The sequence below is a fragment of the Qipengyuania sphaerica genome (genome assembly GCF_019711595.1).
GTDB lineage: Bacteria > Pseudomonadota > Alphaproteobacteria > Sphingomonadales > Sphingomonadaceae > Qipengyuania > Qipengyuania sphaerica.
Genome location: NZ_JAIGNR010000002.1, coordinates 112566 through 138337 on the forward strand (window position 1 = coordinate 112566; position 25772 = coordinate 138337).

A 25772-nucleotide genomic window follows, 5' to 3' on the forward strand; every position below is an offset into this window, starting at 1 on the left:
CTTTTGCGGCAGGGGCCGCTGCGCTTCCTTGATCGAAATCAAATCCTGCGGATTATTTCCACCTCGCGAGGTCCGCATGGTCTGCATCGCGCGGTTCGATCCAGTGCCAGCCGTCGGCGCGCTTCTCGCGTTTCCAGAACCACGCGGCGGACTTGAGGTGGTCCATCAGGAAGTCGGCCGCCTCGAAGGCATTGCGGCGATGGCGTGAGGCTGCGGCGACGAGGACGATCGCCTCGCCCGGGGTCATCACGCCCACCCGGTGCCAGACGAGCGCGCCGTCGAGTTCGAACCGGGCAAGCGCATCCTGCGCGAGACTTTCCATACCCGGCTGCGTCAGCGGCTCATAATGCGTCAGTTCGAGCGCTTTCACGCCGCCATCGGGCCGTACCTTGCCAAGAAAGGACACCACACCTCCCGCCTGCTCGTGCGCAGCGTTGAATGCCGCCAGCGCCTCTCCCACCGAAAGCCCCTTGTCGAGCAACCGCACATCGAGCGGCGTGGAGATGCTGAGCCTAGCCACCGCTGACCGGGGGCAGCAGCGCCACTTCGTCACCGTCTTCGGCATACAGGCTGCGTTTGTCCGCGAGCACCTTCCCCTTGCAGGCCAGGTTGACGCGCTCCTGATCGAGCTGCTCGGCGACTTCCGGCCCGACGGCCTTCAACAACCCGTTCCAGTCGAGCGGAGCTTCGACCTGACGCTCTGTTTCGCCCGCAAGGTCACGCAGGGGACCGAGGAACAGGATTGTGACGCTCACTGCGCTGCCTCGAGATATTGCCCCGTGATGCCGGGTGCCTTGGCGAGATAGGCCTCGATCGCATCGAGCGCATCGCCCTCTCCCGCAACCAGGTTTACTCGCTGCGGCGCGTGCTTTCGGGCTAGCATGGCGGCGGCCGCCTTGCGCCATTCGCCGTGGGTGTGGTCGGTGGGTTCTAGCGTGACCATCACGTCCTGACCCTCGCCCAGCGCGCGTTCGATCGGGTCCGTCCAGTTCTGGTGGAACAGCCCCGCCGCGCCCAGCGGGTCTTCCGGCAGGCCTTCGACCTCGATCCGTTTCATTCGCGCCGCTCGCGGTGGAGCGTGATGCCGATCTTCTCGTCCGCCTCGGCAATCGCCAGCTTTACGATCTTCACCGTCACCGCCTCGACACGGCTATCCTGCAGGAACAACGTTTCGCAAACGTGGTCGGCCACCGCCTCGATCAGCTTGAAATGCACGCCTTCGGGCAGAGCCTCCGAAGCGGCGAATTTCAGGTCCATGTAATTCTTGGAATCGTCGAGCGAGGTGTCGGGATCGTAATGGCGCAGCGGCTTCATGCGCGCCTGGATTGTGAAGCGCAGCGGCTGGGGCTTGCCGGTCTCTTCGGAAAAGATGCCGGTGAGCACGTCATGTTCGAAATCTGCGACTTCGAGGATCAGCGAATCGTTCATGGGCGCAGCTTCTAGCTTGGCTTTGAGGTTTCGGGCAGGGTCCAGAGCGCGGAAAGCCGCGCGCGATAGGCCCAGACGAGGCCCAGCAGCAGCGCGAACCAGAAGGTGCCCCAGGGCCAGCTTCCGGTCAGCACAAGGTGGTAGAAGAAGATCACCGTGACGAAGGGGCCCAGCAGCACGAGGCCAAGCGGCGCACTGCGGTGGAACAGCGTCGCGAGTCCGCCTGTCACGAAGAAGAAGTACATGAGCGGGCTGATGAAGCCGCTTTCGCGCAGGGCACCCATGAAGGCTTCCGCTTGCGGTGAACCGTCGGCTGGCACTTGGATTTCGGGGAATATGCGCGCGGCGAAGAACAGGGCTGCGCTGAACAGGAACCACCCGCCGAGTATCCAGCGCGCGATCTTCAATGGCCAGCTATCTTCCATCGTGTCCCTCCCCTAGCGTGACCACCTCGCAAAGATCGCTGTTGGGAGCAAGCGTGCTCCGTCGCCCGCTTCGCGCACCGAGAGGTCCCCGTGTTCGATCTTTCCGGGCAGGCCTTGGAATACTTCTTCGAGCAGTCCGCCAAGCGCGAGGCTGCTCATGCGCACGGCGTAGACGGTGAGGAAGAGGAAGCTGCTGTCATCGTCGAGGAGCTGGCGGCAATCGGAGACGAGGCCCGGCAGGCCCTCCTCCAGCCGCCACACCTCGCCATCGGGACCGCGGCCGAACTTCGGCGGATCCAGGATGATGCCGTCGTAGCGCCGACCGCGCCGGACCTCGCGCGCGGTGTATTTCATCGCGTCTTCGACCAGCCAGCGCACCGGGCGGTCTTCCAGCCCAGCTAGCGCGGCATTTTCGCGCGCCTGGGCGACTGATTTCTTGCTCGCATCGACATGGGTCACGCGGCCGTATTTGCTCAGCGCCTGCGTACCGACGCCGGTATAGCCGAAGAGGTTCATTGTCTCGGCATCGGTGCGTCCGTCGAGCTGCTCGCCCATCCAGGTCCAGACCGGGGCCATGTCGGGGAAAAAGCCGAGATGGCGGAAGGGCGTGCACTGTGCGGTGAAGCGCACCTCCTCGCCCCAGCCGAGCGGCCAGCCGCCTTCCGGCACATCCTTCGCAAACTGCCAGCGGCCGCCGCCGTCCTCGTCGCTACCGGGGACGAATTCGCCATGCGCGTCCCAGTTTTCGAGCCGCGGCGACCACATAGCCTGCGGTTCGGGGCGGATGAAGCGATAGGGTCCGTATTCCTCGAACTTGCGGCCATGGCCGCTGTCGAGCAGGCGATAGCCGTCCCAGCCCTCGCCCACCATCAACACGGGATCGCGGTGGAGTTCGGCCATCAGGCGGCATTTCCAAGGATATGATCGCGCACGGCTTCGTAGGTGCCCGGCAATTCGACGAAGCTTTCCTCGCGGGAGAAAAGATCGCCCACGCGTGCCGGAAGGCCGGGCCGGATACCCGTGGCGCGTTCGACGGCATCGGGGAACTTCGCGGGATGCGCTGTGGCGAGCGTCACGACAGGTATGGCTGCGTCGATCCCTGCGGCCCGCGCGGCATGAAGGCCAATGGCGGTATGCGGGTCGAGCAGTTCGCCGCACTGGTCGTAGGCCCAGCGCATGGCCTGCGCGGTATCGCCCTCGTCCGCCCGCGCACTGGTGAAGAGCGCGGAGGCGCCCTCGCGCTGGGCATTGGTGAGCTGCATTGCCTTCTTCGCGTCGAAATCGCTCATCTGGCCTGCGAGCGCCGCGCCATCGCGGCCGCCGACATCGAACAGCAACCGCTCGAAATTGGAGCTCACCTGAATATCCATGCTCGGTGCGGCAGTTGGTGTGACCGTGCCGGTCGAATAATCGCCCTTGCTCAGCGCGCGGTGGAGGATGTCGTTGACGTTGGTGGCGACGATGAGTTGCTCGATCGGCAGCCCCATTCGCGCCGCGACATGCCCGGCGAATACGTCGCCGAAATTGCCGGTCGGCACGCTGAAGGCAAGCTTGCGCTCCGGCCCGCCCAACTGGAGCGAGGCAGCGAAGTAATAGACCACCTGCGCCATCAGCCGTGCCCAGTTGATCGAATTGACCGCACCGATGCGGTGCTTTGCGGTCACATCCCTGTCGGCGAAAATCCGCTTCACCATGGCCTGCGCATCGTCGAACGAACCCTCGATGGCGATGTTGTGGACATTGGGCGCGCGCACCGTGGTCATCTGGCGGCGCTGCACATCGCTCACCCGGCCCTTGGGGTGGAGCATGAAGATCTCGACATTGTCGAGCCCCGCCACCGCATCGATGGCTGCGCTGCCGGTGTCACCACTGGTCGCCCCGACGATGGTCAGGCTGCCTTCCTCGCGGGCAAGGAATTCCTCGAACAGCAGGCCGAGCATCTGCAACGCAACATCCTTGAAGGCGAGCGTGGGGCCGTGGAAGAGTTCGAGCACCCAGTGCTGCTCGTCCAGCTGGACCAGCGGGGTGACCGCCTTGTGCGCAAAGCGGCCATAGGCCTTGGCGGTGAGCACACGCAGAGCCTCGGAGCTGAGGCAGTCGCCCACAAAGGGCTCCATCACCCGCGCGGCGAGTTCGGCGTAGGGCAGCCCGCGCATGGCTTCGATCTCTTCGAGAGAGAACTGCGGCCAGCTTTCGGGCACATAGAGCCCGCCATCGCTGGCCAGCCCTGCCAGCGTGACTTCGGCGAAATCGAGGCTCGGGGCCTCACCTCGGGTGGAGACGTACTTCATTGCGCGGATGCGGTTAGCCGCGCTGGCACAAGCGGGCAAGCAAGCGGGTCTTTAATCGTCCCTAGCCCGCGTCGCCCTGCGCCGAAGCGCAAGGATGTAAATGACCAGTGCGGTCAGCGCGAAAAAGAACCACTGCCCCGCATAGGCGAGATGGTTGTTGGGCAGGTCGCGCGGGTCGGGCCTGGCCAGGGGTTCAAGGCCGGCAAGCGGCTGTGCCGACACGACGCGGCCGCCAGGCGCGATCGTTCCGCGGACCTGACCCCCGCTCCATTCGACCGGCTGCGGGTTGCGCGAGAAACCGATGTCGACCGGTACCTGCGTGCCGTCCTCAAGCGTACAGGTGACCCGCTGCGCAACGCCGTTCTGGCCACGCTCGCTCGTTCCCGCGGTCGATGTCGCACCTGTCGGATTGGGACATTCGATTGTCGTCCGGCGATAGAGGCGATCCTGCAGTTCGGCCTCTGTACGCGGATAGCCCACTTCCGAAGACATGCGCGCCGACTGCTCGGCCTTGGCAACAAGCGCTTCCTTCTCGTCCATCCGGCCGAGTTGCCAGATGCCGAGCGCGATCATCACGGCAATCGCGCCAGCTACGATGATCGTCGGGATGATGGGGATGCGGGTGGTCATGTCTTTCCAAACGAAAGGGGCAGCCTCGGCGAACCGGGCTGCCCCATCTCAAAATCAACCAATGCCGGCTGGCATCAGTGCGTCGCTGCGCCCCAGCCGCCCCAGACGTAGACGACGGCGAAGAGGAACAGCCACACCACATCGACGAAGTGCCAGTACCACGCAGCCGCTTCGAAACCGAAGTGTTGGCGCGGGGTGAAGTGGCCCTTGTAGGCGCGCACGAGGCAGACGATCAGGAAGATCGTGCCGACCAGCACGTGGAAGCCGTGGAAGCCGGTCGCCATGTAGAAGGCCGAGCTGTAGGTGTTGCCGCCGAAGCCGAAGGGCGCCGCAGCATATTCATAAGCCTGGATCGCGGTGAATACTGCGCCCAGAATGACCGTCAGCCACAGGCCCTTCTTGAGGCCGTCACGGTCGCCGTGGATCAGCGAGTGGTGTGCCCAGGTAACGGTCGTGCCGGAGCACAGCAGGATCAGCGTGTTGAGCAGCGGCAGGCCGAAGGGGTTGATGACCGCCTCGATGGCCACGGGCGGGAATTGTCCGCCGATCACCTCGGAAATCTCGCTCGGGAACAGCGCGAAATCGAACCAGCTCCAGAACCAGCCGACGAAGAACATCACTTCCGAAGCGATGAACAGGATCATGCCGTAGCGCATGTGCAGCTGGACGATCGGAGTGTGGTCGCCGCGCTCGGCTTCCTTCACGATGTTCGAGAACCAGCTGAAGAAGGTGGCGATCAGGCCGGCGATGCCGAGGCCGAGCACGAGATGCGCCGAGGCCATCTCGTGCATGAAGAGCACCATGCCGCTGGTAAAGGTCAGCGCCGAGATCGAGCCGATCAGCGGCCAGATATCGGGTTCGAGGATGTGATATTCGTGATTGACGTTACCAGCCATTGTACCTGTGTCCTGGGTTTCGCTTTGGCGCTGCCCTTAAAGCGCGATTGCTCGGCGGTCTAGGGGGCAGCCGTTGTTATTCTTTGGCCTCGTGGAAAGTGTAGGAGAGGGTAATCTGCTCCACGCCTTCCATGTTGGGATCGTCGAGCGCCTTTGGATCGACGAAATAGAGCACGGGCATGCGCACTGCCTGACCGGGCTGCAGGGTCTGCTCGGTAAAGCAGAAGCACTGGATCTTGTTGAAATAGGCACCCGCCTGTTCGGGCTCGACATTGAAGGTCGCGGTACCGGTTATCGGGCGGTCGGAATCGTTCCTGGCAAGATAGATCGCCATGTCACGCTGGCCGATGGTGACGGTGTCGGTCACCTGTTCGGGGCGGAAGCTCCAACCTAAGCCTGCGGCGACATTACCGTCGAAACGGATCGAGATCTGCTTCCCGCCGGCCGATTGCGCGAGCCGCTCGGCAAGCGCCGCATCGCTTTCGGTAGCGCGCTGCGTCGTTCCGCCGAAGCCGGTGACCCGGCAGAACAGTTCGTAAAGCGGAACCGCCGCGTAACCCAACCCGAGCATTGCGACAGCACCCAGCAGCGCAAGGATCGCTGTGCGGAGGTTGCGCGATTCAAGGGTAGCGGTCGTCATGGCGTCGTTACATCCTCACGATGGTGATGGCATAGAACAGGACCGCCATGAACAGAAGCAGTCCCCCGAGCACGAGATTGCGGCTCTTCTGGCGGCGGCGGAATTCCTTTTCCTCTTCGGGGGTCATCCGAATACTCCATGATGGGCGACAAGCCGGTCGACGACCAGCGCCGCGAAAAGCGCGAACAGGTAGAAAACGCTGAAACCGAACAGCCGTTTCTCGAGCCGCATGGGGTCGTTTTCGACTGCGGTGCGGAAGGCGACGGGAAGGCTCATCAGCAGGAAGGCCAACGACAGGGCGATCGCGGTCACGCCGTAGATCGCGCCCGTGCCGCCGATAAACCAGGGGGCAGCCGCAATGGGCAGCAGCAGCACGCAATAAGCGAGGATCTGGCGACGGGTCGATTTCTCGCCCTTCACTACCGGCATCATCGGGATGCCGACCTTCGCATAATCGGACTGTACGAACAGCGCGAGCGCCCAGAAATGCGGAGGGGTCCAGAAGAAGATGATCGCGAACAGCAATACGGGCATGAGCGTGATGTCGCCCGTCACCGCGATCCAGCCGATCATCGGTGGGAAGGCCCCCGCCCCGCCGCCGATCACGATATTCTGAGGCGTGCGCGGTTTCAGCCAGATGGTGTAGATCACCGAATAATAGAAAATGCTGAGCGCTAGGATACCGGCCGCAAGCCAGTTCACGCCCAGCCCCATGATCACGACCGATGCAGCCGATATGAGGATGCCGAAATCGCGCGCATCGGTGCGCTGCATCCGGCCGGACGGTAGCGGGCGCTTGGCCGTGCGCTTCATGCCCGCATCGATATCGGCTTCCCACCACTGGTTGAGTGCCGCCGCCCCGCCTGCGCCGAGCGCGATACAGAGAATGGCAGTGAAGCCAATCACAGGATGGATGCTGCCCGGCGCGGCGAGCAGGCCGCACAGGCCGGTGAAAATCACCAGGGTCATCACGCGCGGCTTGGTCAGCGCGAAAAAGTCGCGCCAGTCCGCAGGGAGCTGGGTTGTGGAGACGGCTTCGGTCATGGGATTCGCTTTGGCGCGCCTATAGGGGTTCAGACGCGCAGAATCCAGTCAATCAGTATGCGATTCACCTCGTCGGGTCGCTCCTGCTGCGTCCAGTGGCCCACACCATCCAGGATATGACCTTCAACCCTCGGTGCAAACATCTTCATCAGCATCACCGGATCGGTCACCGCACCGAAGAGATAGGTCGCAGGATCGCGCGTGCCGCCGATAAAAAGCGCGGGCTGTTCGATTCGCTTGCCGTTCCAGCCCTGCAGCCATTCGAAGTCGTTCTCGTGGTTGCGATAGCGGTTGAGCGGGCCGCGGAAGCCCGAGGCCTTGAACTCGCTTTCGTAGAAATCGAGGTCTTCCTCGGACAGCCAGGGCACCGGCTGCGGGTCGGGCAGGCCTTCGAGGAAGGTCGCGCCGTATGGTTTGTCCCAATAGGTCCCCGGGGGCACATCGCCGCTGATCGAATACATCATGCGCGCCACCCAGTCGCGCGGATCTTTTTCCGCCTCGGCCTCGGCGACACCCGGCTCCTGGAAGTACTCCTGGTAGAAGTACTTGCCCTTGCTGGTGAAATGCTCGTGGAAGGTCTTGGTGAAGGGTTGGTGCGGAACACCTGCAAAGGGAACCGAGAGGCCAGCCACCGCGCCGAAATGCTCCGGGTGGGTCAGCGCCGAGTTCCATACGATGGGCGCGCCCCAATCATGGCCGATCAGGATTGCCGGCTGGTCGGGCTGCAGGGCCATTTTGAGGCCAACCAGATCTCCGACGATGCGCTCCATCGCATAGGCGTCGATGGCCTCGGGCTTGTCCGAGCCGCCATAGCCGCGAACATCTATCGCGCAGGCGGTAAAGCCCGCCTCGGCAAGCGGTCCGATCTGGTGGCGCCAGCTGTACCAGCTCTCCGGAAAGCCGTGCACCATGATCGCGAGCGGACCATCGCCTTCGATGGCGCAGCGAAGGCTCAGCTCGCCGACATCGATCATCCGCATTTCGGGCATGGTCACTCCTTCGTCCGTGCAAACAAAACGGCCGGCCCCTCATGGGACCGGCCGCAATGTCTTGTCCAGTAAGCGATCGGCTCAGTGGGCGGTAGCATTGCCCTTGTCGCCGATGTGGTCGTGGTAATCGTGGTGGTCCTCGATCACCGGCAGTTCGCTGAACTGGTGGAACGGCGGCGGGCTCGACAGGCTCCATTCGAGCGTCGTCGCGCCTTCGCCCCAATAGTTGTCCGGGGCCTTCTTGCCGGCAGTAAAGGCGTAGATGAGGTTGATGAAGAAGAACACCATCGAGAACGCCATGATGTGATAGCCGAACGAACTGATCTCGTTCCAGTAGGTGTAGGCATCGGCATAGTCGGGATAACGACGCGGCATGCCCTGCAGGCCGAGGAAGTGCTGCGGGAAGAAGATCACGTTCACGCCGATGAAGAACAGCCAGAAGTGGATGTGGCTGAGCAGTTCGGAGTGCATGCGTCCGCTCATCTTCGGGAACCAGTAATAGAAGCCCGCGAACATCGAGAACACCGCGCCCATCGAGAGAACGTAGTGGAAGTGCGCGACCACGAAGTAGGTATCGTGCACCACGTCGTCGACGCCGCCATTGGCGAGATAGACGCCGGTCACGCCGCCCACGGTGAACAGGAAGATCATGCCGATCGCCCAGACCATCGGCGACTTGTACTCGATCGAGCCGCCCCACATGGTTGCGATCCAGCTGAAGATCTTCACGCCGGTCGGCACTGCGATGACCATGGTCGCCGCGGTGAAGTACATCTTCGTGTTCACGTCGAGACCCACGGTATACATGTGGTGCGCCCAGACGATGAAGCCGACAACACCGATCGCGACCATGGCGTAGGCCATGCCGAGATAGCCGAACACCGGCTTGCGGCTGAAGGTCGCCACGATCTGGCTGATCATGCCGAAGCCCGGCAGGATCATGATGTAGACTTCGGGGTGGCCGAAGAACCAGAACAGGTGCTGGTAGAGGATCGGATCGCCGCCGCCGCTGGCATCGAAGAAGGTCGTGCCGAAGTTACGGTCGGTGATCAGCATGGTGATCGCGGCTGCGAGGACCGGGAGGGCCAGCAGCAGCAGGAAGGCGGTGACCAGCACCGACCACACGAACAGCGGCATCTTGTGCAGGGTCATGCCCGGCGCACGCATGTTGAAGATGGTGGTGATGAAGTTGGTCGCACCCAGGATCGAGCCAGCGCCCGCAAGGTGGAGCGAGAAGATCGCGAAGTCGACTGCCGGACCGGTCGAGCCCGAGGTCGAGAGCGGCGCATAGACCGTCCAGCCGGTGCCTGCACCCGGGCCGGTGCCGCCGGGAACGAACAGCGAGAACAGCAGCGAGACGAAACCTGCGACCGTCAGCCAGAACGAGATGTTATTCATGCGCGGGAACGCCATGTCGGGCGCACCGATCATCAGCGGCACGAACCAGTTGCCGAAGCCGCCGATCATCGCGGGCATGACCATGAAGAAGACCATGATCAGGCCATGGGCGGTGATAAACACGTTCCACATGTGGAGCGAGGTATCGAAATCGGGGGTGCCGCCCATGAACTCGGCCCAGAACTGGAGGTACTGGATGCCGGGTTCGGCAAGCTCCATGCGCATGATGCCCGAGATCGCACCACCGATGATACCGGCGATGATCGCGAAGATCAGGTACAGCGTGCCGATGTCCTTGTGGTTGGTGGACATGAACCAGCGGGCGAAGAAGCCGGGCTTGTGATCGGCATGATCGTCGTGCGCGTGGTCGGCGTGGGCCTGGAAGTTATCGGCGGTTGTAGCCATCGGTTTGTCTCTCGGCTTCGTAAACTGGAAAAATCAGGCTTCGGTCGGGGCAGCGCCGGCACCGGGTGCACCGGGCTCGCTGCTTTCGGGTTCCTGCAGCGGTGCCGCGGAAGGATCGGCTTCCATGCCGACCTCTTCTTCACCGGCGACGGTGCCGCCCTGGGCAAGGACCCAGGCGTTGTACTGGTCCATCGGGAGCGCCTCGACGGCGATCGGCATATAGCCATGGCGCGCGCCGCAGAGTTCCGAACACTGGCCGTAGTAGACGCCCGGCTTGTCGACCTGGAACAGCTTCTCGTTCAACCGGCCCGGAACGGCATCGAGTTTGAACCACAGCGAAGGAACAGCAAACGAGTGGATGACGTCGGCAGCGGTGACCTGCAGGCGGATCGGCACGCCGACGGGGACGACCATGCGGTTGTCGACTGCCAGCTGGTGCGGTTCGCCGCGGGCCTCGGCCTCTTCTTCATCGAGCATGTTCGACACGATTTCGAAGTCGCCATTGTCGGGATAGGCATAGCCCCAGTACCACTGGTATCCGATCGCCTTGATGGTGATCGCATCCTTGGGCGGGGTTTCGTACTGCTTGGCGATGAGCGAGATCGAGGGGATCGCGATGCCAAGCAGGATCAGCGCGGGAACGACAGTCCAGATGACTTCGATCAGCGTGTTGTGGCTGGTGCGCGAAGGTACCGGGTTCGCCTTCTTGCGGAAGCGGATCATGGTGTAGAGCAGGAGCGCGAGCACGAATGCGCTGATGATCGCCATGACCCAGACCAGGCCGATGTGCAGGCCATAGGCAAACTCGCCGGTCTCGTTGTACTGGTCCTGGATGTCGAGCCCAGCGGGGATCGGCATGCCGACACCTTCGGTGGGTTTCATCGGGGTGTAGGCGGAGGAACCCGCGCCGACATCTTCGCTCGATGCATCGGCGGCAACTGCCGGGTCGACGGATTCGAGTTGCGCGGCCTCGGTCGCTTCCTGCGCCATGGCGGCAGGGGTGCCGACTACCAGTGAAAACGCCAGGGCCAGGCTGGCTACGATCCGGTGAAATCCGAGAGTTTTCATTACGTTGGAACTCTTTCGTGTCGTGTCTTTTGTCGGCCCTGCGGCGGCTCTTGTCCCACATGCGCGCGGGAATCCGCCCCTCGAGCGAGGTCCGATTGCGATGCGCCCTATAGGCAGGGTTTCCGCCAGCCTCAAGCGTGTGGCCGATAAAAATGTGCATGCTGCTTTGCCTCTTGCGCAATCGGCCGCAAGACGCTTTGGCAGGACCCGACATGACAGAAGACGAAATCCTCTCCGAATTCCGCGCGAGCGAAGCCCTGCTCGAAGGCCATTTCCTGCTTTCCAGTGGCCGGCACAGCGGGCATTACCTGCAATGCGCACGGGTGCTCATGAACCCCGAGCGCGCCGGACGGCTGGCCTTCGCGCTGGCCCAGAAAATCCCGCGCGACATCCGCAGCCAGATCGATGTGGTGGTCAGCCCGGCGATGGGCGGCATCATCATCGGCCAGGAAATGGGCCGCGCGCTGGGCAAGGACGCGATGTTCCTCGAACGCCCCGAGGGCGAGTTTCACCTGCGCCGAGGCTTCAGACTCGAACCGGGCGCAAAGGTGCTGATGGTGGAAGACGTGGTCACCACCGGCCTCTCCAGCCGCGAAGCAATTGCCGCCGTTGGCCGCGAGGGCGGAGAGGTTATCGCCGAAGTCTCGCTGGTGGATCGCAGCAATGGCGAAGCAGACCTTGGAGTGCCGTTCTTCCCGCTGATCGACATCAACTTCCCTACCTATGCCGAAGGAGAGGTCCCGGCGGAATTGGCAGCGATCGAGATCACGAAGCCCGGGAGCCGCAAGGCGTGAAGCAATTCCTGGCGATCGCTGCTTGTGCCGCACTCGCTGGCTGCGCGACGACGCCCCTGCCTGATCCGGTGGATAGCCCGGCGCCAGCACGAGGCCTCGCCCGTGTCGCGCAGGTGCTCGATCTTGCGGATTTTCACGGCGAGGCCCTTGTCTCTCCCGCTCCGGGCACGATCCACCGCGTGGCGCATGACGACTTCCCGCAAGGGACCGCCTGGCCCTGGGGTTCGGTGACCAAGCAGGTCATGGCGGTGGTCACCTTGCAGCAGGTGGCGGAAGGCAAGACGGCGCTCGATACGAAAATCGCGACATTGCTTCCCCCGTTCGCACAAAGCGAGGCGACGGTTCTCGACCTCCTGACCCATCGTTCCGGTTTCGCAAATCCAGACGACAGACCGGCAACACCGAGCGGTTTTCCCGCTTTCTACGGCCCGGAAGGGCAGCTCGATGACGGCACCTGCCAGCTCAATTACGGCCCCGTCGTTACCGAAGGCTACGTCTACAACAATTGCGATTACATCGTTCTCGGTGCCTTCCTGCAACGAGCGGCCGGGGAATCGCTCGATGCTCTGATTTCCGAACGTATCGGCAAACCCTCCGGCTGGGAAAACACGAGCCTTCTCGGCGCGGAAGACACGCGACCCTTTGCCGCTGCAGAACCGCTCTACGATCGCGTGCTGCCCCGGTATCGGGGCGCGGGCGCATTGGTGGGTCCGCTCGAAGACATGGTGCGGTTCGACAGGGCCCTGCTGTCCGGCCTGCTTCTCGATGCGCAAAGTCGCGAGCGCCTTTGGCGCGGCGATCCCGCGCTGGGCTACATGGCGCTGGGTCAGTGGTCGTTCGAGGCGCCGATTCGCGGTTGCGAGCGGCCTGTTCGCATTATCGAGCGGCGCGGAGCGATCGGGAAATACCAAGTCCGCAATATCATTCTGCCACAGAAGGATATCGTCATCGCAATGGCTACCGATCGGGGCGAAAAAGACTACAGTTTCGGCGAAATCTGGACAGGCAGCGGCGTCACGCACGATGTCCTGAGCGCGGTAGCCTGCACATGACCAATTCGCTCCGCCTTGGCGTGAATATCGACCACGTCGCTACCATCCGCAATGCGCGCGGGGGCGACCATCCCGATCCGGTGCGGGCGGCGGAAATCGTGGCGAGGGTCGGTGGCGACGGGATCACGGCTCACCTTCGCGAAGACCGGAGGCATATCCGTGACGCGGATCTTCGGCGCATCCAGGAAGCGACCGACCTGCCGCTCAACCTCGAGATGGCGGCGACCGAGGAGATGCTCGAGATCGCGCTCAGGCACATGCCGCATGCCGCATGCATCGTGCCGGAAAAGCGCGAGGAGCGGACCACCGAAGGCGGGCTCGACGCCGCCGGCCAGCACAATACGCTCGCGCCGATCGTCTGGAAGCTGAAGGACAAGGGCATCCGCGTCTCGCTCTTCATCGAGGCGAGCGAATTGCAACTGGATGCCGCATTGAAGCTCGGCGTGCCCGTGGTGGAATTCCACACCGGCGAATATGCGCATGCTCATCTTGAAGGGGACAGCGAGAAGACCGCTCGCGAGCTGAAGCGCATTGCCGACATGGCCGCACTCGCCGCCAAGAACGGGATCGAACCGCATGCCGGCCACGGCCTGACTTACGAAAATGTCCAGCCCATCGCCGCCATCCCGCAGCTGGCCGAACTCAATATCGGCCATTACCTCGTCGGCGAGGCCGTTTTCGTCGGGCTGGAGAACGCGGTGAGGCAGATGCGCGAACTGATGGACGAGGCTCGATGAGCCAGGCATCTGCCACCCGTGCCGACACGCTGTGGGCCGTTGCCGCAGTGGTCCCGTTCCTGCTGAGTATTGCCCTGCTTGCCTATACGCTCGCGCAGCAGGTCGCTTTCGCCTTCGCGATCGCATGGCCGGTCCTTCAGGTAATCGGCTATTGGGGTTCACTCAAGCGATCCGGCGGGGCCGTAAATCATCCGCTGGTCATAACGCAGGTGGTGCTGCACTGGCTCGTGCTGGTGCTGCTGATTGCACTTTGGATGAGGGTCTCATGATCATCGGAATGGGCAACGATCTTACCAATATGGACCGCATCGCCAATTCGCTAGAGCGGTGGGGCGAGAAGTTCGAGCGCCGCTGCTTCACCGAAATCGAGCGCGAAAAGGCGGCCAGACGCCCCTTCACCCGCGTCGGCACCTTCGCCAAGCGCTGGGCCGCCAAGGAGGCCTTCGCCAAGGCGGTCGGCACCGGTTTCTCGCGCGGCGTGTTCCACAGGGATATCGGCGTTGTGAATGCGCGTTCCGGCGCGCCCACGCTCCACCTGACAGGCGGCGCTGCACTAAGGCTTGCCGAAATGATGCCGCACGGCCATGAGGCGCGCATTCATCTCACCCTCACCGACGACCATCCATGGGCGCAGGCATTCGTGATTATCGAGGCCTTCCCCGAATGAGTGCAGATCTTGCCGACGTGACCGACCACATCAAGAAGAAGAAAAAAGACGACAAGAAGGTCGATTGGGTCGCGGAAATCCGCGGTCTAGGACTGATGCTGCTGGCGGTTTTCGCCTTTCACAGCTTCATCGCCAAGCCTTTCTACATCCCTTCGGAATCGATGCTGCCCAACATGCTGGTCGGCGACCGGCTGGTGGTGAGCAAATATCCCTATGGCTGGAACTGGTCCTCGGTCAGCTTCCACCTCGCCCCTCGCGGCGACTGGCGGCTATTCGGATCGACGCCCGAATATGGCGATATCGTCATCCCCGTCCATCCCGAACGCGACGAAGATTACATCAAGCGCGTCGTTGCCCGCCCGGGTGACCGGATCGCAGTGCGCGACGGGCAGATCATCCTCAACGGCAAGCCCGTGCCGCAGGAAGCCGAGCCCGCGCTCGACTTGCCGGTGGACGAGAATTCACGGTGTTATGGCTTCGGCGACCCGACCTTCCTCGTCACCGACGAGACAGGAAAGAACGTGTGCCGCGTGCCCGTATATCGCGAGACTCTGCCCAACGGCGCGACCTATTTGGTCATCGACCACCTGAACCAGCCGCTCGACAATTTCCCCGAGATCACCGTCCCGGACGATGCGGTTTTCGTGATGGGCGACAACCGCGACCATTCGGCCGACAGTCGCGAACTCAATTCCTCGCGCGGCCTGCTCGGCCCCGTCCCGCTGGAGAATGTCGGCGGGCGCGCGGAGTTCATCACTTTCTCCCTCGATGGAACCACTACGCTCAATCCGGTTTCATGGTTTACCAGCTTGCGTGAAGGTCGCGCGTGGACCACGCTCAGGCCCGCAATCACAGGGGACAATGCGGAATGACAGATAGTTCGTCGGGTAAGCAGGACGATCCCGTCAGCGGAAACGATCTCGCCTATCACGACGATCCGGGGGCCAGCCCGACCTATATAAGCAACGCCAAGCTGCGCTTCGAGGCAGGGCGGGCGCTGGTGTGGGGCCTTGTCATCGGCCTGATCTGGCTGACGGTACATATCTCGCATTCACTGCTCGTCATCTTCGGCGCGCTGGTCTTTGCCTGCATGGTCGACGGCGGCGCACGGCTGCTCGGCAAGGCGCTTCCGATCGGGCGCGGACTGCGTGTGGCGGTCGTTCTCCTGCTTGTGACGGCGTTCTTCATCTGGCTGGGATATTTCGCCGGCTCCCAGATCTCACAGCAGGCGGCTGAATTTCCTGCCATCATCAAGGAGCAGATCGCCCGCCTGATCACATTCCTGCAAGGCCAGGGCTTCGCGATCTCGACGGCCGATATAGAGAACTTCGCTGGCAGCATGGCGAGCGGTGTCGGGACAGTAACCAAGGCCATTGGCGGGATTTTCGGCGGACTTACTACCCTGCTGCTGATCATCATTATCGGGATTTACTTCGCCATCGATCCGCGGCTGTACGAGCGCGGCGTGGCGTGGATGGTACCCAACAAGGAGCGCAGCGCTTTCTACGATACGCTGAGCCACCAGGCCTACACGCTGCGCCGCCTGATGGCGGGCCGCCTCGTCGGCATGGCGTTCGAAGGCTTCTTCACCTGGGTTATGCTCGCATTCGGCGGCATGCTGATCGGCATCGATCCGGTACCGATGGCAGCACTGCTGGGGCTGCTGACCGGCCTCCTCGCCTTCATCCCCAATATCGGCGCTATCATTTCGGGCGTGCTGATGGTGCTGGTCGGCTTTTCCGGAGGAACCGACATGGGTCTCTACACGATCTTCGTCTATTTCCTCGTCCAGAATTTCGACGGCTATGTGCTCGTGCCTCTGATCGCCAAGAAGACGGTCGATCTCGCTCCGGCACTGGTGCTCTCGGCCCAGCTTATTTTCGGCGTGCTGTTCGGCCTCCTTGGCCTCGCCCTCGCCGACCCGCTCCTTGCGATGATCAAGGTTGCGCTCGAGCGCCGGAGCGCGCGCCGCAAGGGCGAAGTCGAGCCTGTCGAAGCCCCGGAGCCTGCCTGAATGGTCCGCAAATTCCTCTATGTCGTCGCATTCGTGATAGTCGTCTTCATCGTCGGCGCGATTGCCCTGTCGATCTGGTCGCGAGAGGCCACCGAGATCGCATTCGTCCCGCGCGGCGAATTCGTCGAGCAGGAAGCGCTCGCCGCCAATGCCTATGAAGACCCGGACATGTGGTATTCGCGCCCCGGCCTCGGCATCGACGATCCGTCGCGTTACCAGCCCGCCGTGGCTCAGCCTGCGGTCGACCCGGCCGAGCAGGCACCTTCGCCCGATGCCCCTGCCGCCGAACAGAGCCTCGACGAGCCGGGCGCGATGGCAACCTCCGGATCTGTGGCAGGCGAGGCGGCCGAGGCTTCGGAAGTCCCGAGCTTTGCGGTGTTCTTCGTCCCCCCCACCAGCTTCCTCAAGGCAGGCGGCACGGCGTGGAACGCCACGCTGGACGACGCCACCACCAACAGCCGCGCGCGTACTTTCCTGCGCGGCCTTGCCAGCCCATTCAACCGGGCGGATGAAATCTGGGCCCCAAAGTATCGCCAGGCTGCGGCAGGTGCATTCCTGACCAACAAACCCGAAGCCCAGCAGGCGATCGACGCGGCCTATGCCGATGTGACGCAGGCCTTCGACTATTTCCTCGAGAGCGTGGACGAGGACAAGCCCATCGTCCTTGCCGGACATAGCCAGGGATCGATCCACGTTTTGCGGCTGCTGATGGAGCATGCCTCGGAACAGGGGATGATCGACCGCGTGGTGGCAGTCTACGCCATCGGCTGGCCCATTTCGATGGAGCACGACCTGCCTGCCCTGCCCCTGCCCGCCTGCGCCTCGGCCGATCAGACCGGCTGCATCATCGCCTATTCCGCATTCTCCGACGATGGCGATCCCGACTTCCTCAAGCGCCGCTATGAAGCAACGCCCGGGTTCGATGGCGAGCCGCGCGGCGAAGGGCCGATCCTGTGCGTCAACCCTCTCACCGGCGGAACCGGCGGAGAGGCCCCTGCATCCGCCAATCTCGGCACGCTCAAGCCCAGCGCAGACCTCAGCTCGGGCGAACTTATCGCGGGTGCCGTCCCTGCACGCTGCGACGAGCGCGGGCTTCTGCTGATCGGAGACCCGCCGGAAATGGGCGAAGGCGTGCTGCCGGGCGGCAATTTCCACGTCTACGACATCCCGCTGTTCTGGAAGAACCTGCAGGAAGACGTGATTGCCCGCGCCCGCGCACATACTGTCCGCGCGTTCGAGGCGCGCACCTCATCGTAACCGACAATGCCCTCGAATATGGCGACGCGCTGTCCGAAGGCGGCGCGCTGCTGGGCTTGGACCTCGGCACGAAGACAATCGGGGTTGCCACCTGCGACGCTGGCTGGCGCTATGCGACGGCAGGCAAGACGATCTCCCGCAGCAAGTACACCAAGGATGCAGGCAAACTACGCGAGATCGTGGACGAACGCGGCGTGAAGGGAATCGTGATCGGCCTTCCCCGCAACATGGACGGGACCGAGGGGCCACGCGCCCAGGCCAGCCGCGCCTACGCCAAGAATCTCGCGCAAACCTTCGATTTACCGGTGCTTTTATGGGACGAACGCTGGTCGACAAGCTCGGCCGAGAGCGCCATGATCGGCCAGGATATGAGCCGCGCAAAGCGAGCCGAAAAGATCGACAGCCACGCGGCTGCGATCATCCTGCAGGGCGCTATCGATGCCCTTGCGGGAGGTGGGATTTAAAAGGGAGAGGGTCGCCCAATGCTGAGTTTCCTGAAGGTTTTCGAGGCCGAGCGCGCCGATATCCGCGCAAGCTGGCTGCTTTCCGCCCTCTTCCGCATGGCTGCATTTGCCGCGATCGGGCTGCTCTTCATCCTGACGATCTACGCGCTCTGGTAAGTCATCAGAGCGTCGCGCGGCGCATCGCGGCTTCCTTGGCGACCATCAGGCTGCCCGACAGCTCGGCCTCTCGCCACAGCGCATCGCGCGTGTCGCGATCCAGCAATCCGCTACGCGCCTCGTAACTGGCCAGCCGCATCCGGTCGCTGGGGTGTGCCTTGCCGGCCCATTCGGCGAATGCGATCGCCTGTTCGCCGCCCAGCCCAACGGCGCAGCGCATGAAGCATTCGGTGGAAGTCGGGTTCAGGATACCGGTCACCGCATTGCTATCGAGGTCGAAGCCGTACTGGTCGCACCAGCCCTGCGATTGGTCGATATGCATGATGTTGAGCGAGACCGACATCGAAGGCGGCGGCAGCTGCGAATGGATGTCGAGATTGGCGCGGTAGAGCATCATCTTGCCCTCGGCGAGATTCGTCCGCTCGACGAAGCGCAGATCCGCCACTTCGCCGCGCCAGCCACTCACGCTCTCGTAATCGTATTCGTAATAGTCGCTGCCATAGCCCGGGCCGAAATAGCCCACCGTAAGGAAGTTGAAATTGTGGTCGTGCGGGACTTCGTAGACGAAGGCCTTGGCCCCGCTCGAGCGGAAGCAACTCTCGTCCTCGCTCGGCCAGATGTTGGCGCGCAGGAAGCTGTTGGTGCTGGCACGCGACAAGACGATCGATTGCGGACCGTAGGAACTTTCGAGACCGGTGTCGCGAAAGCGGCGCTCTAGCTGGTCGACCAGCATGTCACCGAGGAATTGCCGGTCGTTTGCGAGACGTTTCAGTGCGACCACACCATTTTCGAGCGAAACCTCGTCCGAAGGATCGAATGGCGTGTCTTCAAGCATCGCCATGCAATCACCGATGCCGTGCGCAAGGGTTTCGACCGAAGTAATCAGGCGGGGCATGCTTCGCTCTCCAGTTGGGCGAGGACAGGATAGGCTTCCACGAGTTGCGCGCGCAAAGCTCCGGCTTGGGCGGCAAGCTCATCGGCCGGATCGGCGGCAATCCGCGACAGCACGCCAAAACCGGTCGCCGTGTCGAGCGCGAGGCATTCGCGCAGGGACTGCCAGCGGATATGCGCTCCGCCTTCCATGGCGAGTTCGGCGAGCAGCGGCGCGGCATCGCTCCGGCCCATGCGCCCGAGCAGCGCCATCGCCATTTCGCGCTGGCTTTCCTCGCGCGTCCCGCTGGCACTGTGCACCAGCCGACCGTCGGCAAGCGAGAATTGTCGCGTAGGCTGCGCGTTTTCGTCCGTCCGCGCGAGCCGCAGCATGACGAGCCGACCATGGACCTGTTCGATGTATCGGACCTGTCGGCGCGCATCGCAGGACAGCGTTTCACCAGCCACCAACCGGCGCACTTGCTGGTCGAGCGCCGCCACGCCGTCGCGCTCCTCGAGCAATTCGGTGAAACGGAAATCGCCCGCCCCTTCGAGTACGATTTCATGGCAGTCGCTGCCCGAGAATGCGACCGTATCCGGTCTCTGCTCGAGCGCATCGTAAGTAAGCAGGGTTAAGGTTGCACGACCGGTACGGCCTAGCTGGATCATCGCCAGTCCGTTGGACTGCTGGTGGCGCATGGGGACCTGGCCGAGCGGATACCGTGCGAGCGCGGCGGTCATCGGTTCGAACAGGGCGTCGAGTATCGCGTATGCTTCTTCGCGGCTCGAAAGAAGGCGCGCCAGATCGGGGCAATCCCCAAGCGCCCTGCCCTGACCAAAGGCAGAAAGGTCTGCCCGCGCCTTTGCGAAGACACCATGGCGCCATTCGTCGCGAACCTTTTCCAGCGCCAGCTGCGCTTCACGCTGCGGGGAAAGATCTCCCCGCAGCGAAGCGATTTGCGGATCCATGCGCATCGCTTTGAGCCTCTTCGATCAGAAAAGCAGTTCGGAAGGCTGAAGTTCATAGATGTAGGTCATGATCACCACGATCCGATCGTCCACCGTCGGACCTCCGCTCGTATTGAGGAGCGAGCCGAAAAGGCCGGTTGCGGTGTCGAGTCCCGGAAGGCTCGAAAGGTCGATCTTGGGCAGGTTCATATGTATTCTCCCTGGTTGAGGGGAGGCGCGACCCCGTGCCACTCCTCCCGTGCGGCTGTCGTCGCAAGAGAGTTCCCGGCAATCGAATTAAAACATTGTAATGGGCCGGAGCCGGGCGCTATCGGCCCCTGCAGATGAGCGAACCGCAAAAATTCGACCCCGCCACAGCGACCCCATTCCTCACCAGCCGCGGGCATCCCGGATGGCTGGGCATGCGCTATTCGCAGCATGGCGACGACTGGGTTGAACTGGAATTGCCCTGGCGCGAGGACCTGCTCGGCGAAGAGGGCCAGCATGTGCTCGCCTCGGGCCCGATTTTGAGCCTCATGGACATGGCGAGCGGGCTCGCGATCTGGAAAGCGATGGACAAGTTCGAGGCGATCGCGACGCTCGACCTGCGGGTGGATTACGTGCGCCCGGCACGCGAAGGCGCTGCGGTATTCGGCCGCTCGCAATGCTACCGGATTACCCGCAGTGCTGCCTTCGTCCGAGGGCTTGCGCATGATGGCGACGCAGACGATCCGGTCGCGCATATCCAGGCGGTCTTCATGAAAATCGGCGGCGGGCCGAAGCGGGAGCTGCCGAATGGCTGACAATCCCGACATCGGCGTTCTGACGCCCTACGCTCGCTCGCTCGGTATCGAACTGGCCGAGTGGGAAGATGGCATACCTGTCATGCAGGTTGCCTTCGTCGAGGCCGTCGAGGGGCGACCTGAGCACTATCACGGCGGCGCAACAGGCGGATTGCTCGAGACGGCGGGCTACGCGGCGCTGCGTGCCGAACTGGCCAAGCGCGAGCGCGCGGCGGTGCTCAAGCCGATCAACATCACGGTTCAGTATCTGTCGGCAGGAAAATCACAGGCGAGCTTTGCCAAGGGTCGTGTGACCAAGCTCGGCCGGCGTAGCGCGAATTTGACCGTCGAGGCATGGCAGGATGACCGTTCGCGCCCGATCGCCACAGCGGTGATGAATGTCCTGATGGGAGAGCCGGAGGGCTAGTTCCCCTCGATCACTCCCTCTCGCTCGAGTTGGCGACGCACTTCCTCATAGCGGCGCTCTTCCGCCCGGCGGCGGGCTTCCTCGATCTGCTCCTCGTCCACACCGATGCCGTCTTCGCCGATACGGATATCGATCGGTACGCCGTCGATCTCGGTCGAGAAAACTGCCTCGCCGTCGCGAATACGGATACGCGAGTTGTCGCCGACAGGAATGTCGCCGAGGTCGGGAACGTCGAGCGGCTCCACCGGCCCGCCCGGGTCGGGAAGTTCGGTCGGCGACGGCTGGCTGGGCGCGGCCGAGGCACCGAGCGCCTGGCTCATGAAGTCGCGCCAGATGCGCGCGGGCAGGCCCCCTCCGGAGATGCCTCTCAGCGGTGTGTTGTCGTCATTGCCGATCCACACGCCGACTACCAGATCGCCCGCATAGCCGACGAATAGCGCGTCGCGATTGTCCTGCGTGGTTCCGGTCTTGCCGAAGGCGGGCATCGAAAGCCGCGCACTGCGACCCGTGCCGCCATCGATTACGGCGCCCAGAAGCCGGTCCATCTTGCGACTGGTTGCACCGGAAAAGCTCGAAGGACCGTCGACCATGCTCTCGAACCATCCCTTTTCAGGCACTGCAAAGGCGCGCGGTTCGACCGGATAGGCATTGCCTGCCACACCCGCATAAGCCGCCGTCAGCTCGATCAGGCTCATGGTCGATGTGCCGAGCGCCATGCTGGGATCGCCCTTGGCCAGCGGCGAGGTCACCCCGAGATCGCGCGCAGCATCGATCACCTTGGCGCTGCCGACCTCGCCGAAGAGGCGAACGGCGGCAACATTGCTCGACTGGGCGAATGCCTGTTCGAGCGTCAGGCTTTCCGAATAGCGCCCACCCGAGTTTTCGGGGCGGTACCCTCCCTGTTCGATCTTCTGGTTGCTGATCCGGTCGTCCGGATCCCACCCGTCGCGCATGGCGGCGAGATAGACGAACAGCTTGAAGGTCGAACCTGGCTGGCGCTTGGCCTGGGTGGCGCGGTTGAAGGGCGACTTGGCGTAATCCTTGCCGCCGATCATCGCCACCACTTCGCCGTTGGTACGCATGGCGACGAGGGCCACCTGCGCCTCTCCCAAAGGCGCGCGCGACGTCACGCGGCGGGCGATATTTTGGAGGCGCGCATCGAGCGTGGTCGTCAGCGTGGTGCGCGAATAGCCGGTTTCCGATGCCTGGCGCGCCTGGGGCAGCGCCCAGTCGGCGAAATAGGTGCCGGTGGGAAGATCGCTCTTCAACCGCACGTCGAGCGCCGGCGGGCGCATCGCCTTGGCCTCGGCCTCGGTAATGTATCCCGCCGCGACCATCGACTGGATGACCAGTTTCATCCGCTTCTCGGCACGGTCGTAGTGGCGGGTCGGAGCATAGGCGCTGGGGGCCTGCAACAAACCAGCCAGCATGGCAGCCTGGTTGGGGAGCAGGTTTTCGGGCTTGCGATAGAAATAGTGAAGGCTTGCCGCCCGCAAACCATACACATTGTCGCCGAAATAGGCGTTCGAGAGATAGCGTTCGAGGATCTCGTCCTTGGTCAGCCAAGCCTCGAGCCAGAAGGCGATCAGCGCTTCGCGTGCCTTGCGGGTCAGCGTGCGTTCGGGGGTGAGGAAAGTGAATTTCGCCAGCTGCTGAGTGATCGTCGAACCGCCACCCGTTCCGGTGAAGGCAGCACGGGCGATGCCGCGCGGGTCGACGCCCCAGTGATCGTAGAAGCGCCGGTCCTCGATCGCGAGGAAGGCCTCGACCACATGCGGGGGAAGCGTGTCCACATCGACTGGCTCATCGACGATGGCCCCGTTGCGCGCAATCGGGGTCCCATCCGAGGCCAGAAGCGTGATTTGCGGCGGCGCAATTGGTTCAAGCGACTTGTTGAGCGGTGCCGTCACGGCAAGCCATGCAACGATCAGGATGAACAGTCCGATCAGCGCCGCAATCGCGCGAACGATCCACCAGCGCTTTCGGCGGCCGAACCAGGTAGGCTTCTGCCACCAGCGAAGGCGCTTGCGTTCTTCGGCCAGAACTCCGCGGTCGATTTCATCGAGCCGTTCGTCCCAGGCGTCGTCATCTTCCCAGTCGTCGCCGAGCGAATAGTAGCCGCGATGCGGATTCAGTTCCGGTTCGGGCCGGTTGCGGCGGAAGATGGAATCGAGAACGCCCATGGACCTACTGTGCTACACAAATAACACAGTCATGCATAGGGTCTGCAACCTTAACTCTTCCCGACCACGCTTTCGGGCAGGTCTTCACCGAAGACGCGCTGGTAGTATTCGGCCACCAGCATGCGTTCTTCCTCGTCGCATTTGTTGAGGAAGGAGAGGCGGAAGGCGAAGCCGACATCCTTGAAGATGGCGTAGTTCTGCGCCCAGGTGATGACCGTACGCGGGCTCATCACGGTCGAGATATCGCCATTGATGAAGCCCTGCCGCGACAAATCGGCGACCTTGATCATGTCGGCGAGGATCTTGGGATCGATATCGGGGTTCTTCGCCTCGACGATCTGCTGCTCGGTCTCGGCGGGCAGATAGTTCAGCGCAGTGACGATATTCCAGCGGTCCATCTGACCTTGGTTGATCGCCTGCGTGCCGTGATAGAGCCCGCTGGTATCGCCGAGGCCGACCGTATTGGCGGTGGCGAAGAGGCGGAAATGCGGATCGGGACGGATGACGCGGTTCTGGTCGAGCAGCGTGAGCTTGCCCTGCTGTTCGAGCACGCGCTGGATCACGAACATCACGTCCGGACGGCCCGCGTCATATTCATCGAACACCAGCGCGACCGGATGCTGGAGCGCCCAGGGCAGCAGGCCTTCGCGGAATTCGGTGACCTGCAAGCCGTCGCGCAGCACGATGGCATCGCGCCCGACGAGATCGATACGGCTGATATGCGCATCGAGGTTGATGCGGATGCACGGCCAGTTGAGGCGCGCTGCCACCTGCTCGATATGCGTCGATTTACCCGTGCCGTGATAGCCCTGCACCATCACCCGGCGATCATGCGCGAAGCCGGCAAGGATCGCGAGCGTGGTATCCGCGTCAAAGACGTAGGCCTCGTCGAGATCGGGCGTGCGCGCATCGGGCTTGGAGAAGGCGGGCACCTTCCAGTCGATATCGATGCCGAAAGTCTCGCGCGCATCGACTTCGGTGTCGGGCGCTGCGAGGACGGTCTTGGCGGAAGGCTCGAAGGTCTTGTCGGTCATGTCGTTCATCTCGAATGGCGACCTAGGCATTTATCTCCCCCGCGCCAAGCCTATATTGCCCCTTGTGAGTCGCCCCGACCCCCTCGAATTTCTACGCCAGCGAATAGTTGGCAGCGTGCGGGCCACCTTCAACGAGGGCGACGCCAAGGCGCAGCCGCGCGGCGTTTCGGACGAGGCCCTGTTCGCCAGGGACACGCCGATCCGCATGGTCCATGCCGATATCGTAGGGATGATGGTGGGCGGCATCCGCGGACTGTTCCTCCAGATGCTCCACCCGCATGCGCTGCAGGGGGTGCTCGATTTCTCCAACTTCCGCGCCGACATGCACGGGCGGCTGGCGCGCACCGCCCATTTCATCACCGACACCACCTTCGCCCACCGCGAGATCGCGATGGAATCTATCGAGCGCGTCAACCGCATCCACCGCAGCGTGCAAGGCACCCTGCCCGACGGCTCACCCTATTCCGCCACCGACCCCCGTACGCTGGCCTGGGTCCATGTGGCGGAGGCGACGAGCTTCCTTGCCGGCTACATGCGCGTGACCAAGCCCGACATGCCGGGCCATGAGCAGGACGAATACTACCGCCAGTTCGCTCTTGTTGCGCGGGCATTGGGTGCCGACCCCGTCCCCACCGACCGGCGCGAGGCCCAGGCGATCTTCCGCGAACTGCGCGAAGACCTTTCGACCAGTCCGGAAGCGCGTGAGGTCGCCGAATTCGTGGTCAGCATCAAACCCGAAGGCGCGCCCCCCGCCCTGCAAAAGGCGATCGTCGCCGAAAGCATCGCGCTCTTGCCGCCTTTCGCGAGGTCGATGCTGGGGCTGGAGCGACCGGGTCTGGGCGCGATACCCGCAAGGGCGGCGGCATGGGGCGCGGCAAGGACGCTACGCTGGGCATTCCGGCAGAGTTGAATGGCAGTTAACGACCCGATAGCGGACGTTAGACTTTGGACTGAATTTGACTTCAGTCTCCGATTTTTCGGTCTAGGGCGGTAAGATACGCGATGCTGAAGCCATGGAAGCCTACACATGCCAAATCTGTTGTCGCGATTGCCGCGCCAGCAACGGCTATTGTGATTTTCGCCTATCATTTCCATCGGTTAGGCTTGAACAATTATGTAGAGGAGCTTTCGCAATCTGACTTTCTGATTAGCCAGATCGTCATGGTATTCGCT

At 63.1% G+C, this 25772-nt stretch carries 32 protein-coding genes; 13 read left to right on the plus strand and 19 right to left on the minus strand.

All coding sequences use genetic code 11. From position 1 onward, the window contains the following. Nucleotides 1-52 precede the first annotated feature (52 nt). From K3178_RS08185 to coxB, 14 genes are all read right to left on the minus strand, one after another. The gene (locus tag K3178_RS08185) at nucleotides 53-520 is read right to left on the minus strand and encodes a molybdenum cofactor biosynthesis protein MoaE (protein ID WP_345719877.1); all 468 of its coding nucleotides are present in this window, start codon (nucleotides 518-520) and stop codon (nucleotides 53-55) included. Then, nucleotides 513-755 (minus strand): MoaD/ThiS family protein, encoded by a 243-nt coding sequence (locus K3178_RS08190; RefSeq protein WP_221570926.1) that lies wholly within the window; start codon nucleotides 753-755, stop codon nucleotides 513-515. Before K3178_RS08190 ends, K3178_RS08185 begins: the two co-directional genes overlap by 8 nt. Further along, entirely contained in the window at nucleotides 752-1057 is a 306-nt protein-coding gene (locus K3178_RS08195) for a Rossmann fold domain-containing protein (protein WP_221570927.1), read from the minus strand. Before K3178_RS08195 ends, K3178_RS08190 begins: the two co-directional genes overlap by 4 nt. Further along, a complete protein-coding gene (locus tag K3178_RS08200; protein ID WP_221570928.1) occupies nucleotides 1054-1428 on the minus strand; it encodes a dihydroneopterin aldolase in 375 nt (124 codons plus the stop codon). The genes K3178_RS08195 and K3178_RS08200 overlap by 4 nt, the downstream gene beginning before the upstream one ends. A gap of 11 nt (nucleotides 1429-1439) precedes the next feature. Further along, the gene (locus K3178_RS08205) at nucleotides 1440-1853 is read right to left on the minus strand and encodes a hypothetical protein (RefSeq protein ID WP_221570929.1); all 414 of its coding nucleotides are present in this window, start codon (nucleotides 1851-1853) and stop codon (nucleotides 1440-1442) included. A 12-nt stretch (nucleotides 1854-1865) separates the two neighbouring features. Beyond that, entirely contained in the window at nucleotides 1866-2753 is an 888-nt protein-coding gene (locus tag K3178_RS08210) for a class I SAM-dependent methyltransferase (protein WP_221570930.1), read from the minus strand. Further along, a complete protein-coding gene (thrC, locus tag K3178_RS08215) occupies nucleotides 2753-4144 on the minus strand; it encodes a threonine synthase (RefSeq protein WP_221570931.1) in 1392 nt (463 codons plus the stop codon). Before thrC ends, K3178_RS08210 begins: the two co-directional genes overlap by 1 nt. Before the next feature lie 51 nt (nucleotides 4145-4195). Next, nucleotides 4196-4774, minus strand: a complete 579-nt coding sequence (locus K3178_RS08220) for an SURF1 family cytochrome oxidase biogenesis protein (protein ID WP_221570932.1) — start codon at nucleotides 4772-4774, stop codon at nucleotides 4196-4198. A 74-nt stretch (nucleotides 4775-4848) separates the two neighbouring features. Beyond that, the gene (locus tag K3178_RS08225) at nucleotides 4849-5670 is read right to left on the minus strand and encodes a cytochrome c oxidase subunit 3 (RefSeq protein WP_221570933.1); all 822 of its coding nucleotides are present in this window, start codon (nucleotides 5668-5670) and stop codon (nucleotides 4849-4851) included. A gap of 76 nt (nucleotides 5671-5746) precedes the next feature. Then, nucleotides 5747-6310: a cytochrome c oxidase assembly protein gene (locus K3178_RS08230; protein WP_221570934.1), complete on the minus strand. Its 564-nt coding sequence runs from the start codon at nucleotides 6308-6310 to the stop codon at nucleotides 5747-5749. A 123-nt stretch (nucleotides 6311-6433) separates the two neighbouring features. Next, nucleotides 6434-7354 carry a heme o synthase gene (locus tag K3178_RS08235; protein ID WP_221570935.1) on the minus strand — a complete coding sequence of 307 codons (921 nt, stop codon included), beginning with the start codon at nucleotides 7352-7354 and terminating at the stop codon, nucleotides 6434-6436. A 29-nt stretch (nucleotides 7355-7383) separates the two neighbouring features. Continuing rightward, nucleotides 7384-8343 (minus strand): alpha/beta fold hydrolase, encoded by a 960-nt coding sequence (locus tag K3178_RS08240; RefSeq protein WP_247713659.1) that lies wholly within the window; start codon nucleotides 8341-8343, stop codon nucleotides 7384-7386. Between the two features lie 81 nt (nucleotides 8344-8424). After that, the gene (gene ctaD, locus K3178_RS08245) at nucleotides 8425-10146 is read right to left on the minus strand and encodes a cytochrome c oxidase subunit I (RefSeq protein WP_221570936.1); all 1722 of its coding nucleotides are present in this window, start codon (nucleotides 10144-10146) and stop codon (nucleotides 8425-8427) included. Nucleotides 10147-10179: 33 nt separating this feature from the next. Further along, the gene (gene coxB, locus K3178_RS08250) at nucleotides 10180-11214 is read right to left on the minus strand and encodes a cytochrome c oxidase subunit II (protein WP_425594612.1); all 1035 of its coding nucleotides are present in this window, start codon (nucleotides 11212-11214) and stop codon (nucleotides 10180-10182) included. A gap of 212 nt (nucleotides 11215-11426) precedes the next feature. On the opposite strand from coxB, the gene pyrE reads away from it, so the two are divergent. The 10 genes from pyrE to K3178_RS08300 are packed head-to-tail and all read left to right on the plus strand — an operon-like array spanning nucleotide 11427 to nucleotide 18355. Next, nucleotides 11427-12008, plus strand: a complete 582-nt coding sequence (pyrE, locus tag K3178_RS08255) for an orotate phosphoribosyltransferase (RefSeq protein WP_221570937.1) — start codon at nucleotides 11427-11429, stop codon at nucleotides 12006-12008. After that, nucleotides 12005-13060, plus strand: coding sequence for a serine hydrolase domain-containing protein (locus K3178_RS08260; protein WP_221570938.1), 1056 nt, complete (start codon nucleotides 12005-12007; stop codon nucleotides 13058-13060). Before pyrE ends, K3178_RS08260 begins: the two co-directional genes overlap by 4 nt. Continuing rightward, nucleotides 13057-13797 (plus strand): pyridoxine 5'-phosphate synthase, encoded by a 741-nt coding sequence (locus tag K3178_RS08265; protein ID WP_221570939.1) that lies wholly within the window; start codon nucleotides 13057-13059, stop codon nucleotides 13795-13797. The genes K3178_RS08260 and K3178_RS08265 overlap by 4 nt, the downstream gene beginning before the upstream one ends. Further along, nucleotides 13794-14066, plus strand: a complete 273-nt coding sequence (locus K3178_RS08270; RefSeq protein WP_221570940.1) for a hypothetical protein — start codon at nucleotides 13794-13796, stop codon at nucleotides 14064-14066. The genes K3178_RS08265 and K3178_RS08270 overlap by 4 nt, the downstream gene beginning before the upstream one ends. Further along, nucleotides 14063-14464 (plus strand): holo-ACP synthase, encoded by a 402-nt coding sequence (gene acpS / locus K3178_RS08275; protein WP_221570941.1) that lies wholly within the window; start codon nucleotides 14063-14065, stop codon nucleotides 14462-14464. The genes K3178_RS08270 and acpS overlap by 4 nt, the downstream gene beginning before the upstream one ends. Next, nucleotides 14461-15336, plus strand: a complete 876-nt coding sequence (lepB, locus tag K3178_RS08280; RefSeq protein ID WP_221570942.1) for a signal peptidase I — start codon at nucleotides 14461-14463, stop codon at nucleotides 15334-15336. Before acpS ends, lepB begins: the two co-directional genes overlap by 4 nt. Further along, nucleotides 15333-16478, plus strand: coding sequence for an AI-2E family transporter (locus K3178_RS08285; protein WP_221570943.1), 1146 nt, complete (start codon nucleotides 15333-15335; stop codon nucleotides 16476-16478). Before lepB ends, K3178_RS08285 begins: the two co-directional genes overlap by 4 nt. Further along, nucleotides 16479-17735 (plus strand): DUF3089 domain-containing protein, encoded by a 1257-nt coding sequence (locus K3178_RS08290; protein ID WP_221570944.1) that lies wholly within the window; start codon nucleotides 16479-16481, stop codon nucleotides 17733-17735. Further along, entirely contained in the window at nucleotides 17729-18199 is a 471-nt protein-coding gene (gene ruvX, locus K3178_RS08295; RefSeq protein ID WP_221571213.1) for a Holliday junction resolvase RuvX, read from the plus strand. The genes K3178_RS08290 and ruvX overlap by 7 nt, the downstream gene beginning before the upstream one ends. A gap of 18 nt (nucleotides 18200-18217) precedes the next feature. Then, complete coding sequence (locus K3178_RS08300) at nucleotides 18218-18355, plus strand: hypothetical protein (RefSeq protein ID WP_221570945.1); 138 nt, start codon at nucleotides 18218-18220, stop codon at nucleotides 18353-18355. A 4-nt stretch (nucleotides 18356-18359) separates the two neighbouring features. Here K3178_RS08300 and K3178_RS08305 read toward each other — a convergent pair whose 3' ends face one another. The 3 genes from K3178_RS08305 to K3178_RS08315 are packed head-to-tail and all read right to left on the minus strand — an operon-like array spanning nucleotide 18360 to nucleotide 20383. Then, nucleotides 18360-19250 (minus strand): transposase, encoded by an 891-nt coding sequence (locus K3178_RS08305; protein ID WP_221570946.1) that lies wholly within the window; start codon nucleotides 19248-19250, stop codon nucleotides 18360-18362. After that, complete coding sequence (locus K3178_RS08310) at nucleotides 19238-20194, minus strand: hypothetical protein (protein ID WP_221570947.1); 957 nt, start codon at nucleotides 20192-20194, stop codon at nucleotides 19238-19240. Before K3178_RS08310 ends, K3178_RS08305 begins: the two co-directional genes overlap by 13 nt. Nucleotides 20195-20218: 24 nt before the next feature. After that, nucleotides 20219-20383 (minus strand): hypothetical protein, encoded by a 165-nt coding sequence (locus K3178_RS08315; RefSeq protein WP_221570948.1) that lies wholly within the window; start codon nucleotides 20381-20383, stop codon nucleotides 20219-20221. A gap of 134 nt (nucleotides 20384-20517) precedes the next feature. Here K3178_RS08315 and K3178_RS08320 point away from each other — a divergent pair, with 134 nt between their 5' ends. Both K3178_RS08320 and K3178_RS08325 read left to right on the plus strand, forming a co-directional pair. Beyond that, nucleotides 20518-20976, plus strand: a complete 459-nt coding sequence (locus tag K3178_RS08320; protein WP_221570949.1) for a PaaI family thioesterase — start codon at nucleotides 20518-20520, stop codon at nucleotides 20974-20976. Continuing rightward, a complete protein-coding gene (locus K3178_RS08325; protein ID WP_221570950.1) occupies nucleotides 20969-21382 on the plus strand; it encodes a PaaI family thioesterase in 414 nt (137 codons plus the stop codon). Before K3178_RS08320 ends, K3178_RS08325 begins: the two co-directional genes overlap by 8 nt. On the opposite strand, the gene K3178_RS08330 is transcribed toward K3178_RS08325, so the two are convergent. Together K3178_RS08330 and K3178_RS08335 are read right to left on the minus strand one after the other, a co-directional pair. Next, the gene (locus K3178_RS08330) at nucleotides 21379-23565 is read right to left on the minus strand and encodes a transglycosylase domain-containing protein (RefSeq protein WP_221570951.1); all 2187 of its coding nucleotides are present in this window, start codon (nucleotides 23563-23565) and stop codon (nucleotides 21379-21381) included. The two genes, K3178_RS08325 and K3178_RS08330, sit on opposite strands and share 4 nt — an antisense overlap. 50 nt (nucleotides 23566-23615) lie before the next feature. Continuing rightward, the gene (locus K3178_RS08335) at nucleotides 23616-24608 is read right to left on the minus strand and encodes an AAA family ATPase (RefSeq protein ID WP_221571214.1); all 993 of its coding nucleotides are present in this window, start codon (nucleotides 24606-24608) and stop codon (nucleotides 23616-23618) included. A gap of 106 nt (nucleotides 24609-24714) precedes the next feature. Between K3178_RS08335 and K3178_RS08340 the strand changes: the two genes are divergently transcribed. Continuing rightward, nucleotides 24715-25509, plus strand: coding sequence for an oxygenase MpaB family protein (locus tag K3178_RS08340; protein ID WP_345719878.1), 795 nt, complete (start codon nucleotides 24715-24717; stop codon nucleotides 25507-25509). Nucleotides 25510-25772: the final 263 nt, after the last annotated feature.